At 44.5% G+C, this 15,981-nt stretch carries 7 protein-coding genes; 2 read left to right on the top strand and 5 right to left on the bottom strand.

Going from position 1 to position 15,981, the window contains the following annotated elements; genetic code table 11:
- Window positions 1-5: 5 nt before the first annotated feature.
- On the bottom strand, window positions 6-953 hold the full coding sequence (locus GGE08_RS11620) for a type IX secretion system membrane protein PorP/SprF (RefSeq protein ID WP_179385063.1): 948 nt from the start codon (window positions 951-953) through the stop codon (window positions 6-8).
- A gap of 13 nt (window positions 954-966) precedes the next feature.
- Window positions 967-4,758 carry a gliding motility-associated C-terminal domain-containing protein gene (locus tag GGE08_RS11625; RefSeq protein ID WP_179385064.1) on the bottom strand — a complete coding sequence of 1,264 codons (3,792 nt, stop codon included), beginning with the start codon at window positions 4,756-4,758 and terminating at the stop codon, window positions 967-969.
- A 397-nt stretch (window positions 4,759-5,155) separates the two neighbouring features.
- On the opposite strand from GGE08_RS11625, the gene GGE08_RS11630 reads away from it, so the two are divergent.
- Together GGE08_RS11630 and GGE08_RS11635 are read left to right on the top strand one after the other, a co-directional pair.
- Window positions 5,156-6,745 carry a peptide chain release factor 3 gene (locus tag GGE08_RS11630; protein ID WP_179385065.1) on the top strand — a complete coding sequence of 530 codons (1,590 nt, stop codon included), beginning with the start codon at window positions 5,156-5,158 and terminating at the stop codon, window positions 6,743-6,745.
- A gap of 107 nt (window positions 6,746-6,852) precedes the next feature.
- Window positions 6,853-7,284: a hypothetical protein gene (locus GGE08_RS11635; protein ID WP_179385066.1), complete on the top strand. Its 432-nt coding sequence runs from the start codon at window positions 6,853-6,855 to the stop codon at window positions 7,282-7,284.
- A 132-nt stretch (window positions 7,285-7,416) separates the two neighbouring features.
- On the opposite strand, the gene GGE08_RS11640 is transcribed toward GGE08_RS11635, so the two are convergent.
- The 3 genes from GGE08_RS11640 to rpoB are packed head-to-tail and all read right to left on the bottom strand — an operon-like array spanning window position 7,417 to window position 15,926.
- On the bottom strand, window positions 7,417-7,728 hold the full coding sequence (locus tag GGE08_RS11640) for a DUF3467 domain-containing protein (RefSeq protein WP_179385067.1): 312 nt from the start codon (window positions 7,726-7,728) through the stop codon (window positions 7,417-7,419).
- 49 nt (window positions 7,729-7,777) lie between these two features.
- On the bottom strand, window positions 7,778-12,076 hold the full coding sequence (gene rpoC, locus GGE08_RS11645; RefSeq protein WP_179385068.1) for a DNA-directed RNA polymerase subunit beta': 4,299 nt from the start codon (window positions 12,074-12,076) through the stop codon (window positions 7,778-7,780).
- Window positions 12,077-12,116: 40 nt separating this feature from the next.
- Window positions 12,117-15,926, bottom strand: coding sequence for a DNA-directed RNA polymerase subunit beta (gene rpoB / locus GGE08_RS11650; protein WP_179385069.1), 3,810 nt, complete (start codon window positions 15,924-15,926; stop codon window positions 12,117-12,119).
- Window positions 15,927-15,981 lie beyond the last annotated feature (55 nt).

The raw sequence follows: 15,981 nt of genomic DNA on the forward strand, positions 1-15,981 counted from the left end.
CTATATTAAAAGAATCTTGGTGATATGGTCCTTTGGAACGATTTCAACAATTCCAAGCGGAGAAATACTTCAAACGATCCATCGTTGAACTGTGTCCCACCCAATTCGGTGGTCTCACGGTCGTATGCCAATCCCAACATAATCTGGTCTGTTACCTGAAAACCTACCAACCCACTTACTGCTGCATCCCAGCGGTATGCTGCACCAAAACTAAATTTGTTTGCAAAAAGGAAGCTGGCGGACAAATCTACCTGCAATGGAGCACCGGATACTGCCTTGGTAAGGAGTGCGGGTTTAAATTGAAGGTCCGCTCCAATATCAAACACATATCCTGTGATCAAATAAATATTCATACGCTCTGCGGACAAAAAGTTGACCCCATCACCTGAATTATCATTATCAAAATATTCCGATTCCAATACATTGGGAGCGGATAGGCCTGCATAGAATTTATCCGTGTGATAATACACACCAAGACCAAAATTCGGCGTAAACCTATTGTCTATGTTGTTCTGGTTGACCACTTCTTGATCAAAGTTCCGGAGTCCATTAAAGTCAAGACTCAACATATTTCCTCCAGCCTTTAATCCAAAGGATAATTTGGCATCCATGGCCAAATCAATGGTATAGGAAACAACAGCATCCAAATAGGTTTCCTGCACTACACCGTCACCTATATTATCGTTTACGATGGAAACGCCATAACCCAATCGGCTGTTACGAATTGGTGAGTGAAGGTTAATGGTAAAGGTTTCGGGAGCGCCGTCCAAGCCCACCCATTGCGAACGGTACAGGCCTGCAAAACTGAGTTGACCCCGTGATCCTGCATAGGCTGGATTAACACTCAACGTATTGTACATGTATTGCGTGTACTGGGCATCTTGCTGGGCGTTTACTCCCGAAGCCATGATACCCACAAACAATAATGTGGCGAATAAATATTTTTTAGTCATGCTATACATAAGGTTATCTGCTCAAATAAATGTATTCGGAGTCCGTGAAGCTTCCTTGCTCTGTCTCATAATTGAAAATATAGAAATAAATACCCGCTGGAAGGTAATCATTTACACTTATTGCCGACTTGCCACGCACACGGCCGTCAAAAACATTATTGATGTTGTCGTAATTGTTCGCTTCAAAAACCATGGTTCCCCAACGGTTGAAAATCTTGATGGTACTTGATTTGATATACTCCGTACCTCGAATGAACAGGAAGTCGTTTTTCAAATCGCCGTTTGGTGTCAACATTTGGTTCACTTCAATGGCTTCAACAACCACCTGAACCGTTGCCGTATCGCAATTATCGGGATTGCCAGCTTCGCAGATGGTGTACTCGATGGTATAGGTTCCGGGCTGTGTTCCAGAACTTACCGTTACACTACCGTCTTCATTTACCGTGAGTTGATTGGTAGGTGTAGAACTCAATATAACATCACTCAAGGACACCGGGGCATCATTCAGGGTGTCATTCAACAACACATTACTGTTGGGAATAAGTCCTCCTCCGATTCCTGCGTTATAGCTATCGTCCACAGCATCGATTACATTATCTTCTCCCTGGGTCACTTCCACTGTCACTATAGCTGTATCACAATTATCCACATCCATGATATCGCAAATGGTGTAACTAATGGTATAGGTACCTGGCATAGTGCCCGGAACAACACTCACACTTCCATCTTCGTTCACCATAAGGGCTTCGGTAGGGGTCGAAGTCAATATTACATCCATTAGGGTAGCAACGGATTCGTTGACGGTATCGTTGGAAAGCACGTTGCTTCCGGAAATCATTCCTTCTTGTTCAGAAGTTGCCGTATAGGTATCGTCCACGGCGTCAATCATGTTTGCACTTCCTTGCATTACCTGAACCGTTACGGTAGCGGTATCACAATTATCCACATTTAATACATCACAAATGGTATAATTGATGGTGTAGGTTCCGGCCATAATACCAGGGGTCACACTTACCGTTCCATCCTCGTTTATTGTAAGTTCGTCCGTAGGTGTCGAGGTCAATATAACATCTGCAAGGGTCAGCGGTTCTCCGTTCAAGGTATCATTGGACAACACGTTGCTATCGGCTATGACACCATCTTGACCTACTGTTGCAGAATACACATCGTCCATGGCATCCAGGGTATTGGCACCGACTTCAATAAAAATAGTCGCCGAGGCACACACATTGGGATCCAGCAACACATTACAGACCTGATACTCAATCGTAACAGTTGAATTGGACTCGGACAAAGTGGGCAAGTAGTTCACAAATCCAGTCTCGGCATCAAAAGTTACGGTTCCTGCTGCATTACCTCCAAGTCTTGATAGACTGGTAACACCTAGATTGATCTCATCAGCATTGGGAAGGAAATCATCATTTTCCAAAATATTGATGGCCACCTCGGTCAAAGCAGGAGTTGAACCGAAGTCATCGTTTGCAGTTGCGGTCAGTGGGTCTGGATCGTTCCCATTGGGGTTCCCGTCCCCATCACAATCCAATACATCCCAATCTGCCGACTGGGGCAAAGTGATGCTATCGGGATTATAACTACATGGATCTAGCGGATCGGTTCCGTCGTTCTTCTCGTCTTCGTTGGTTACTCCATCTCCATCACAATCCGAAGCGTTCCAGGTGGAATCAGGATTTACAGTTTGGCTATCCAGAACGAAATCACAGGCGTCTTGAGGGTCGGTACCGTCCTCTTCCTCATCACCATTGGTGACTCCATCGCCATCGCAATCAGCTGTCAAATAATTGCCAGTCTGTGGTAAGGTGATGCTATCAGGATTATAATCACATGGGTCAAACGGGTCTGTTCCGTCCTCCTTTTCATCCCCGTTTGTAACGCCATCCCCATCGCAATCAGCTGTCAAATAATCTCCTGTTTGCGGTTGGGTAATATGTTCTTCCACAAAATCACAAGGGTCAGTAGGGTCTGTTCCGTCCTCTTCTTCATCTTCGTCGGTTACACCATCACCATCGGTATCCGTGTCGTTGTTCGGGTCCAAATAGTCAGGAGTGCCATCCCCATCGGTATCATCATCAGTGGGGTCATCATTGCCATTGGCATCTTCATCAGGAGTGTTGATAGCATCCCCGTCGTCGTCAAAATCACGATAATTTACATCCCCTTCGCCATCACGATCAGGTAAGTCGGTTGCTGGATCATCAATCTCATCATTGACATCGAAACCATCATTAATGTCGCTTCCTTCGTAGCCGTCATCCAATCCGTCCCCGTCGGTATCCACACCGGTGTAGGTCCAATCTGGAATTCCGTCGAAATTGAAGTCGTTCCCTTCATTATTATCGGGAACCAGATCGTTTTCACTATCATCGTCCAAATAGTCTGGGGTACCATCACTGTCGGTATCCTCAAGAGACAGACCAATGGTCTCACCTACTTCATAGGCATCGTCCACACCGTTTTGGTTAGTATCCTCTCCAGATGGTGAAATGTATCCAAATGTAGGTTGGGCCTCCACGTTATCCGGTATGCCATCATCATCACTATCAATATCAAGCCTATCTGGGTATCCGTCATTATCATTATCCACATCATCGCTAAAATTGACTGTTTGTGGATCTTTAAAGTTGTCCAAACAATCAAATTGTATACCAGCTTGCCTAGCTACGTTTGTTTTAAAATTGTCATCTATATCAGCCTGTATACCAAACCGAAACACAAAGGAATCTATGGAAACAAACTCCACCGCTACGTTGACCGATGAAACTTGATTTGAAATGCCATCATATTCCCTGCTTCCACCGTTGACCAAAAAGCCTCCAGTGGTATTTTGAACTGTAATCTCATTGTCGGCATCCAGGGTGTAACTTGCAGGAGTATTGAAACGATTGTATTCTTGGTAATCACCATTACCGTCCACATCAATAAAGTTGGCGCTCAACTCCTCCAGTACCACCGGTGTGGAACTTCCATTTTCGACGAACGAAATCCTGAAATCCACATAAGGCCTTCGTTGTTCGGACGTTGTGGTGAAAAATATCTCAGGTTTAAAAAATTCTGGATCAGTTTGGTTTTGGTCGAGAAACAATATCTCTCCGTTTACGACTTCCTCAATCAATACCAAGGCATCTAGTCCGTTAGCAATATTTGAATAGCGATAAATAGCTCCTTCGGAAAGCGGCATGCCCGATTCCAATACCGGTTCACTTCCAAAATTTAATTTAGGGACCGTGCTACAATCCAAATCCGTGCTGATGACACTGGATTCATTTTGATCTAAAATACCATCATTATCAGAGTCTAAATCCACGTAATCTGGAATACCGTCACCATCTGTGTCAATGGGAACAATTCCGTTACCAGCGCCGGGGTCGGTTTCATACACATCGTCCAAGCCGTTGCCATCAGTATCTTCCCCAGAAGGCAATTGAAATTTGTTAAAGTTTTGAGCTTCATAATTGTCCAGTAATCCGTCACCATCAGAATCGATGTCCAAGTAATTGGGGATACCATCTCCATCGGTATCGGTGGGATTGGTTTCAGGGTTGTTATCTCCGTCCAAATTGGCATCTTCCAAAGTGTTCAAAACACCATCATTGTCAGCATCCAAATCGATATGGTCCGGGACTCCATCCCCATCCGAATCGGTAGTGCCGCTAAAAGGATGCATTCCGATAGGATTTAAATTGGGAGGGGTCGCCGAAATAAGGGCGGAATATATGGTAAATCCTAAGACCAGAAGTAGCAAAGCAAACATGCTCTTCTTAAGGTTAAAGAAAGTAATGTTCTCCATAAATGATAAGTTTTGGTCAACTGATCACCATGGCAACAAGTGGTTCTCGTAAGCTGTAAGAAAATTGGGGTTTTCTTAATTATGTTCTTCTATCTGGCCTGTTTCGACACATATCTACACAAACAAGTCACATAATTAACTCATTTGTTTTTTACCTCCTATTTTAATCGATAAAAGGCGATTTCATCATCATTATTTACCTGATCTGCCTGTTTTCCAAATGGATAAACCCAACACCAATGGCCAACAACAGAAAAACGGCCGAAAAATACTTCTCTTTTTCTTGATGGCTAGTGTATTTCCTGTATTTTTTTCCTTTTATATCAACAATTCCGAATCATCCCGAAAATGAGCGGGAAACCATATAAATCCATTATTTTTGCCGAAATTTTTGTTGATGGAATTCGAAAAGGAAATAGCGAAGCGAAGAACTTTTGGTATTATCTCCCACCCCGATGCCGGTAAAACCACTTTGACCGAAAAGTTGCTTTTATTCGGTGGTGCCATTCAAGAGGCCGGAGCCGTTAAAAGCAATAAAATCAAAAAATCGGCCACAAGTGACTTCATGGAAATCGAGCGCCAGAGAGGTATTTCGGTCGCAACTTCAGTATTGGCCTTTATCTACAAAGACAAAAAAATCAATATCCTGGATACCCCTGGACACAAAGATTTTGCAGAGGATACCTTTCGTACCCTCACTGCGGTGGATAGCGTAATCGTTGTGATTGATGTGGCCAAAGGTGTGGAGGAGCAAACCGAAAAACTGGTCGAGGTTTGCCGGATGCGCAATATTCCCATGATCGTTTTCATCAACAAATTGGATCGCGAGGGTAAAGATGCATTCGACCTTTTGGACGAAGTGGAACAAAAGCTTGGACTAACGGTTACGCCTTTGAGTTTTCCCATTGGGATGGGCTACGATTTTAAGGGCATCTACAACATCTACGAGAAAAACATCAACCTATTCAGCGGGAACAGCAAAAAGAATATTGAGGAAACCATCGCTTTTGATGACCTCAACAACCCGGAACTGGAAAAAATCATCGGTACCAAAGCCGCTGAGGAACTTCGTGGCAACTTGGAACTTGTGGAGGGAGTATATCCCGAATTTGACAAAGAAGCTTATTTGAAGAGTGAACTGCAACCCGTATTTTTTGGTTCTGCACTGAATAATTTTGGGGTAAGGGAACTGTTGGACTGCTTTGTAAATATTGCCCCCTCTCCGCGTCCCAAAAAAGCTGAGGAACGCTTGGTGCAGGCCAATGAAAAGGATTTTTCAGGCTTTGTATTTAAGATCCATGCCAACATGGACCCTAAACACCGGGACCGATTGGCTTTCGTGAAGATTGTATCGGGAACCTTTGAAAGAAACACTCCCTATTTGCATGTCAGACAAGGAAAAAAACTAAAATTCTCGAGTCCCAATGCCTTTTTTGCCGAGAAAAAAGAAATTGTGGATGTTTCATACCCCGGGGATATTGTTGGACTCCACGATACGGGCAACTTTAAGATCGGGGATACCTTGACCAGTGGTGAAGAACTGCATTATAAAGGTATACCAAGCTTTTCGCCAGAACACTTTAGGTACATCAACAATGCCGACCCCATGAAGGCCAAACAATTGTACAAAGGTATTGACCAGCTGATGGACGAAGGAGTAGCCCAGTTGTTTACCTTGGAAATGAATGGAAGAAAAGTAATCGGTACCGTTGGGGCCTTACAGTATGAGGTAATCCAATATCGTTTGGAGCACGAATACGGTGCCAAATGTACCTACGAAAACTTTCCGGTCCACAAAGCCTGTTGGGTAGAGCCCGAAGATGAGAAAAGTGAAGAGTTCCAAGAATTTAAGCGAGTAAAACAGAAGTTTTTGGCCACCGACAAAAAAGGGCAGTTGGTATTTTTGGCAGATTCTCCGTTTTCTTTGCAAATGACCCAACAAAAATACCCTTCAGTAAAACTGCACTATACTTCGGAATTCGAATAGTCTTCCCAAGGTTGACACACCAGTAGACCACTGTAGGCGAATTGGTTGCACTCACCATGTAAGTTTTTTTCGTACCTTGATTTGAGTAACCAATAAATAATCAAATTATGAATACATCGGTAAAACCGCCTGTTTGGTTTTGGGTGGTAAGTGTTATTGCACTCTTATGGAATTTACTGGGAGTGATGAACTACCTTAATCAGGCTTTTAATCAAGTTGCCCTAATGGAAGCCATGGACCAAGCGCAACGTGAGGTATTTGAAGGAACTCCTGCATGGGCCACTGCCGCCTTTGCCATTGCGGTCTTTTCAGGAACCTTGGCATCCATCGGTCTTTTAGTACGAAAAAAATGGGCGCGTCCGCTTTTTATCGTCTCCTTGGTAGCCGTTGTGATACAATTTGCACATTGGCTATTTATTTCCAATGCCGTGGAAGCGTTTGGGCCGTCTACCTATGGCATGCCAATAGTGGTCGTCCTTATAGGCATCTACTTGATTTTCTTTGCTAAAAAGGGAATTGAGAAGGGCTGGTTAAAATAAAAAAAGGTTGTCTAAAAGCTGGTTAACTGTCAGTTCGAGCGTAGTCGAGAACGTAAAGTTTTTTGTCAATCAATAGGTTTCGACTGCGCTCAACCTGACAACTCAAATTTCATCTTTTTTAGATGACCTTTTCTATGCTTCACCAGTAGGTCCAAAATTTAATGGAATGGCGGGCTGTTCGTAATCTTGTATGGTGCCGTGTGTCTTTTCAAAACGGCTCACATTATCGTTGAGTGCCTTGAGCAGCTTTTTGGCATGCTGGGGCGTCAAAATAATCCTGCTCTTTACCTTCGCCTTGGGAGCGCCGGGCATCAAGCTGATAAAATCCACTACGAACTCCGATACGGAATGGTTGATGATGGCCAGATTGGAATAGGTCCCCTCTGCCGTTTTCTCATCCAACTCTATATTGATTTGCTTTTGGTTTTTCTTGTCTTCCGCCATAATGTCTTAAAAGAAAAACCCCGGCCTTTCGGCCAGGGTTTGTTGTTATTTAGAATTTGAATTCCTCTTTTCGGGCCATGATTTCATCGTACTCCTCTTTGGAACCTACAATGATGCTATCATAATCCCTCATACCGGTACCGGCAGGAATCTTATGTCCTACTATCACATTCTCCTTCAATCCTTCCAAACCATCCACTTTACCGCTTACAGCAGCTTCGTTCAATACTTTAGTGGTTTCCTGGAACGATGCGGCAGAGATGAATGACTTAGTCTGCAACGACGCTCTTGTGATACCTTGCAAGATTGGTGTTGCAGTAGCTGCAACCACATCTCTTGCCGTTACCAAGGTCTTGTCCTCTCTTCTTAGAATCGAGTTCTCGTCCCTTAGTTCACGTACGGTCAAGATCTGTCCTGGTTTCAATCGTTCCGAATCACCGGCATCTTCGACAACTTTCTTACCGAAAATCTCATCGTTCTCGTTGATAAAGTCGTCTTTGTGCACCAATTGATTCTCCAAGAAAATAGTATCTCCTGGATCTTCGATTTTCACCTTTCTCATCATTTGTCTTACAACAACCTCAAAGTGCTTATCGTTGATTTTCACACCTTGTAAACGGTATACTTCCTGTACTTCGTTCACCAAGTATTGTTGTACCGCAGATGGTCCTTTAATGGCCAAGATATCTTCTGGTGTAATGGAACCATCGGACAATGGCATACCTGCACGTACGTAGTCATTCTCCTGAACCAAAATTTGGTTGGACAATTTCACCAAGTACTTTTTGATATCGCCTGTCTTGGACTCGATAATGATTTCACGGTTACCTCGCTTGATCTTACCGAAGGATACCACACCATCAATTTCGGAAACAACGGCTGGGTTGGATGGGTTACGGGCTTCGAAAAGCTCGGTTACCCTTGGAAGACCACCGGTAATATCCCCTGCCTTGGCAGATTTACGTGGGATTTTCACCAAGATCTTACCTTCCTTCACCTTTTCACCGTCATCGATCATCAAGTGGGAACCTACTGGTAGGTTGTAGGATCGCAATGTTTCACCTTTACCATCTTTGATCAACAAGGTTGGGATCAACTTCTTGTTTCTGGTCTCGGAAATTACCTTTTCTTGGAAACCGGTTTGTTCATCGATTTCAACTTGGTAAGTAACTCCTTGCTCGATATTCTCGTAAGCGATTTCACCAGAGAACTCGGAAACGATGACACCGTTATAAGGATCCCATTCACAAATCACAGTTCCTTTGGTTATCTTCTCACCATTCTTGATGTACAATTGAGAACCGTAAGGAATGTTATTGGTACTTAGGGTAATTCCAGTTTTTGGATCTACGATCTTCACTTCCGAAGTTCGGGAAATCACGATGTTGGTTTTGCTTCCATCGCTACCCTGACCTTCAACAACACGCAAGTCCTCGATTTCGGCGATACCGTCGAATTTGGATTCCAACTTGTTGTCCTCAGAAATGTTACCTGCAATACCACCCACGTGGAAGGTACGCAAGGTCAACTGTGTACCAGGCTCTCCAATGGATTGCGCAGCAACCACACCAACGGCCTCACCTCTTTGTACCATTTTGTTGGTCGCAAGGTTTCTACCGTAACACTTGGCACAGATACCTTGAGCTGCCTCACAGGTCAACGGTGAGCGTACTTCTATCTTTTCAATTGGAGCTGCCTCGACCCTTTTCACATCGACCTCATTGATTTCTTGGCCTGCTCTTAGGATCAATTCTTCGGTCAATGGGTTGTACACATCGTGCAACGATACCCTACCCAAGATTCTTTCACCCAAGGTTTCAACAATCTCCTCATTTTTCTTCAAGGGTTCTACCTCGATACCTCTCAAGGTTCCACAATCCTCGCTATTCACGATTACGTCTTGTGAAACGTCCACCAAACGTCTGGTCAAGTAACCCGCATCCGCCGTTTTCAAAGCGGTATCCGCAAGACCTTTACGCGCACCGTGGGTAGAGATAAAGTATTCCAAAATCGACAATCCTTCCTTAAAGTTGGAAAGAATCGGGTTTTCGATAATTTCACCACCACCTGCAGTAGATTTTTTCGGTTTGGCCATCAATCCACGCATACCGGTCAACTGGCGAATCTGCTCTTTGGAACCCCTCGCACCGGAATCCAACATCATATACACAGAGTTGAATCCTTGCTTGTCTTCACGAATTCGCTTCATGGCCAATTCGGTCAACATAGCATTGGTGGATGTCCAAACGTCGATTACCTGGTTGTAACGTTCGTTATTGGTGATAAGACCCATGTTATAGTTCATCATAATGCCATCGACTTGCTCGTTGGCATCGGCGATCATCTCCTGCTTTTCGGCTGGAATGATGATATCTCCCAAACTAAAGGATAGACCACCTTTAAAGGCGAAATCGTATCCCATGGCCTTGATTTTATCCAAGAATTCGGCAGTGGTAGGTACATCGGTCACCGCAAGAATGTCCCCAATAATGTTCCTTAGGGCTTTCTTGTTCAACACTTGGTTGATGAATCCTGCTTGTTCTGGCACTACGGTGTTGAACAATACACGACCCACAGTGGTCTCGATGATTTTGTAAACCAACTCACCTTCTTCGTTAAAGTCCTTGGCCCTTACCTTAATACCGGCATTAAGCGATACTTTTTTCTCATTGAAGGCAATTTCCACTTCCTCGGAAGAATAGAAGGTCAAGCCTTCACCTGCAACAGGCTCCTCTTCGGTGGACTTTTTCTCTTTGGTCATATAGTACAATCCCAAAACCATATCTTGGGATGGTACGGTAATCGGAGAACCGTTGGCAGGGTTAAGGATGTTCTGCGAAGCCAACATCAATAGTTGTGCTTCCAAAATGGCCTCTGGCCCCAATGGCAAGTGAACTGCCATCTGGTCCCCATCAAAATCCGCGTTGAATGCGGTACACGCCAAGGGATGCAAACGAATCGCCTTACCTTCAATAAGTTTAGGCTGGAACGCTTGGATACCCAATCGGTGCAATGTGGGGGCACGGTTCAATAGTACCGGGTGTCCTTTTAGGACGTTTTCAAGAATGTCCCATACCACGGGCTCTTTCTTGTCGATAATCTTTTTGGCAGATTTAACGGTCTTTACAATACCACGCTCGATCAACTTACGGATGATGAACGGTTTGTAAAGTTCGGCTGCCATATCTTTTGGAAGACCACATTCGTACAATTTCAATTCCGGTCCAACGACGATTACGGAACGGGCGGAGTAATCCACACGTTTACCCAACAAGTTTTGACGGAAACGACCTTGCTTACCTTTCAAAGAATCGGAAAGGGATTTTAACGGTCTGTTCGATTCTGTTTTTACCGCAGATGCTTTTCTGGTGTTATCGAAAAGGGAATCCACCGCTTCTTGAAGCATACGTTTTTCATTCCTCAAGATCACTTCTGGTGCCTTGATTTCCATCAAACGCTTCAAACGGTTGTTACGGATGATTACCCTTCTATACAAATCGTTCAAATCGGATGTGGCAAAACGACCTCCATCCAACGGCACCAACGGACGCAATTCTGGTGGAATCACAGGAATCACTTTCATGATCATCCACTCTGGGTTATTCTCCCTGTTTCCTTGTGACTCACGCAAAGCCTCTACCACTTGAAGACGCTTCAAGGCCTCAGTCTTACGCTGCTTTGATGTTTCTGTGTTTGCCTTGTGACGAAGTTCGTAGGACAATTGTTCCAAATCGATTCTGGACAATAGGTCGATCAAACATTCGGCACCCATTTTGGCGATGAACTTATTGGGGTCGGTATCCTCCAAGTATTGGTTCTCGGTAGGAAGCGTTTCCAAAATGTTCAAATACTCCTCTTCGGTCAAGAAATCCATTTTGTGGATTTCGTCACCTTCGGGACCTTTGGCAATACCTGGCTGGATGACCACATACCTTTCGTAGTAAATGATCATATCCAACTTTTTGGATGGCAATCCCAAAAGGTACCCTATTTTGTTGGGCAGCGAACGGAAGTACCAGATGTGCGCTACGGGAACCACAAGGTTAATGTGGCCCACACGGTCCCTACGTACCTTTTTCTCCGTCACTTCAACACCACAACGGTCACAAACGATACCACGATAACGGATTCTCTTGTACTTACCGCAAGCACACTCATAATCCTTTACAGGACCAAAGATACGCTCGCAGAACAATCCATCACGCTCTGGTTTGTGCGTTCTGTAGTTAATGGTTTCGGGTTTCAACACTTCCCCACGGGACTCGGCCAAAATTGACTCTGGAGAGGCCAATCCTATGGAAATTTTGTTGAACCTTTTTTGTGCGTTATTATCTTTTATTCTAGCCATAACAATATGGTGATGATATAATTAATGTAATGATAGTATTCTACTCTTCCAAACGGATATCCAAGCCCAAACCTTTAAGTTCGTGCATCAATACGTTGAAAGATTCTGGCAACCCAGGTTCTGGCATGGTCTCGCCCTTTACGATGGTTTCGTAGGTCTTGGCCCTTCCGATCACATCATCCGACTTAACGGTCAATATCTCCCTAAGGGTAGATGATGCGCCGTAGGCTTCCAATGCCCAAACTTCCATCTCTCCAAAACGCTGACCACCGAACTGTGCCTTACCACCCAATGGTTGCTGTGTGATCAAGGAGTATGGTCCAATCGATCTTGCGTGCATCTTATCGTCCACCATGTGGCCCAATTTCAGCATGTAGATCACACCTACGGTTGCACGTTGGTCGAAACGCTGACCTGTTCCACCGTCATACAGATAGGTATGTCCAAATCTTGGAACACCGGCTTCATCGGTAAGCTTGTTAATCTCGTCCAAGGAAGCACCGTCGAAAATTGGTGTCGCATATTTCTGACCCAACTTCAATCCGGCCCAACCCAATACGGTTTCGTAGATCTGACCGATGTTCATCCTTGAAGGTACACCAAGTGGGTTCAATACAATGTCCACTGGGGTTCCATCTTCCAAGAACGGCATATCCTCTTGACGTACGATTCGGGCAACGATACCTTTGTTACCGTGACGACCCGCCATTTTATCACCTACTTTTAGCTTACGCTTTTTGGCGATGTACACTTTGGCCAACTTCATGATACCTGCAGGAAGCTCATCCCCAACGGAGATGGTAAATTTGTCCCTTCTCAGGTTACCTTGAATATCGTTCAATTTGATTTTGTAGTTGTGCAACAGATCGGCAACCAATGCATTGGTTTTGTCGTCCGTTGTCCAGCTACCTCCTACCAAGTGAGCGAAATCATCTACGGCGTTCAACATCTTAATGGTGTATTTCTTTCCTTTTGGAAGTACTTCTTCACCCAAATCGTTGATGACACCTTGTGATGTTTTTCCGCTGATCAATCCGAACAACTTCTCGATCAATACATCTTTCAGTTGTTGGAATTTCACTTCGTAGTCCATCTCCAATCTTGCGATGGCTTCTTTGTCTTCAGAACGCTTTCTCTTGTCCTTAATGGAACGTGAGAACAATTTCTTGTCGATTACCACACCTCTCAAGGATGGAGAAGCTTTCAATGAAGCGTCTTTTACGTCACCTGCCTTGTCACCAAAGATGGCACGCAATAGTTTTTCTTCCGGTGTTGGATCGGACTCCCCTTTTGGAGTAATCTTACCGATCAGAATATCACCAGGCTTCACTTCGGCACCGATACGGATCATACCGTACTCGTCCAAATCCTTGGTAGCCTCTTCGGAAACGTTTGGAATATCGTTGGTCAACTCCTCCGCACCCAATTTGGTATCCCTTACTTCCAAGGAATACTCATCGATATGGATGGAGGTAAAGATATCCTCACGTACCACTTTTTCGGAAATCACGATTGCATCCTCAAAGTTGTATCCTTTCCAAGGCATAAAGGCAACCTTCATGTTTCTACCCAAGGCCAATTCACCTTTTTCGGTAGCGTAACCTTCGCAAAGCACCTGACCTTTTTTCACCTTGTCGCCTTTCTTCACAATAGGCTTCAAGTTGATACTGGTCCCTTGGTTTGTTTTTCTAAACTTCACCAATTGGTAGGTCTTCGAGTCTTCGTCGAAACTTACCAAGCGCTCTTCGTCGGTCCTATCATATTTTATGGTAATCTTCTGTGAATCCACATATTCCACGACCCCGTCTCCTTCGGCATTGATCAACACCCTGGAATCGGTAGCTACCTGTCTTTCCAGGCCTGTACCTACGATTGGTGATTCTGGTCTCAACAATGGTACGGCTTGGCGCATCATGTTCGATCCCATCAAGGCACGGTTCGCATCATCGTGCTCCAAGAAAGGAATCAAGGAAGCTGAGATAGATGCAATCTGGTTCGGGGCAACGTCGGTATATTTTACCTCTGTTGGGTCCACCACTGGGAAATCCCCTTCTTCACGGGCGATTACTTTTTCTCTTTCAATGGTACCATCATCTCCTAATGGAATGTTGGCTTGGGCAATCTTCATTCCCTCTTCCTCCTCTGCACTTAGATAGATGTGGTTTTTGGTATCCACTTTTCCATCTTCCACTTTTCGGTAAGGGGTTTCCAAGAAGCCCATATTGTTCACCTTAGCAAATACGGACAGGGAAGAGATCAAACCAATGTTCGGTCCTTCAGGTGTCTCGATCGGACATAATCTTCCGTAGTGTGTGTAGTGAACGTCACGCACCTCGAAACCGGCTCTTTCTCGGGAAAGACCTCCCGGCCCTAGTGCGGACAATCTTCTTTTGTGTGTAATCTCGGCCAACGGGTTGGTCTGGTCCATGAACTGGGACAACTGGTTGGTACCGAAAAAAGAATTGATCACAGATGACAAGGTCTTCGCGTTGATCAAATCAATCGGGGTAAACACTTCGTTGTCACGTACGTTCATACGCTCACGGATGGTACGCGCCATACGCGCCAAACCTACACCGAACTGCTGGGACAATTGTTCCCCAACGGTTCTTACACGACGGTTGGACAAGTGATCGATATCATCAATCTCCGCTTTGGAGTTGATCAACTCGATCAAATATTTGATGATGGTGATGATATCTTCCTTGGTCAACACTTGTTTGTCCATTCCAATATCCAATCCCAACTTCTTGTTCATTCGGTAACGACCTACTTCACCAAGATTGTAACGTTGGTCGGAGAAGAACAATTTGTCGATAATGCCACGAGCGGTCTCTTCATCTGGTGGCTCGGCATTACGCAATTGTCGGTAAATGTGCTCTACCGCTTCCTTTTCGGAGTTGGTAGGATCCTTTTGCAAGGTGTTGTGGATAATGGCATAGTCGGATTGCGCATTGTTCTCCTTGTGAAGCAAAATGGTCTTCACATCGGCATCAATGATCTCATCGATATGCTCTTTTTCCAAAATGGTATCACGATCCAATACAATTTCGTTTCTTTCGATGGAAACCACTTCTCCTGTATCCTCGTCCACGAAATCCTCATGCCAAGTGTTCAACACCCTAGCGGCCAATTTACGGCCCAATACTTTTTTGAGCCCGCTCTTGGAAACTTTTACTTCCTCCGAAAGGTCGAAGATTTCCAAAATGTCCTTGTCCCTTTCAAAACCGATGGCTCGGAACAATGTGGTTACGGGCAACTTTTTCTTCCTATCGATGTAGGCGTACATCACCGAGTTGATATCGGTGGCAAATTCGATCCAAGATCCTTTGAACGGGATTACCCTGGCCGAATACAATTTTGTTCCATTTGCGTGGAAAGATTGTCCAAAGAAAACCCCTGGAGATCTGTGCAACTGGGATACTACAACACGTTCCGCACCGTTGATCACAAAGGTTCCACTTGGAGTCATGTAAGGGATGGTACCCAAGTACACATCCTGTACGATGGTCTCGAAATCTTCGTGCTCCGGATCGGTACAGTACAATTTTAGACGCGCCTTGAGGGGAACGCTGTAGGTGAGTCCACGCTCGATACATTCTTGGATGGAGTATCTTGGCGGATCAATGAAGTAATCCAAAAACTCAAGTACGAACTGGTTTCTGGTATCGGTGATTGGAAAATTCTCCATGAAGGTGTTGTAGAGACCTTCGTTTCCTCTTTCGTCAGATTTAGTTTCAAGCTGGAAAAAGTCTTGGAACGATTTTATCTGAATGTCCAAGAAATCCGGGTATTCCGGTATGTTCTTAGCGGATGCGAAATTAACTCTTTCAATAGTGTTTGTGAACATCTATGGACAAATTTTGATCGTGAATACTATGTGGGTTCGTGTACGGCTTTATACA

Origin of the sequence: Allomuricauda sp. ARW1Y1, from assembly GCF_013407935.1 — a bacterium.
Lineage (GTDB): Bacteria > Bacteroidota > Bacteroidia > Flavobacteriales > Flavobacteriaceae > Flagellimonas.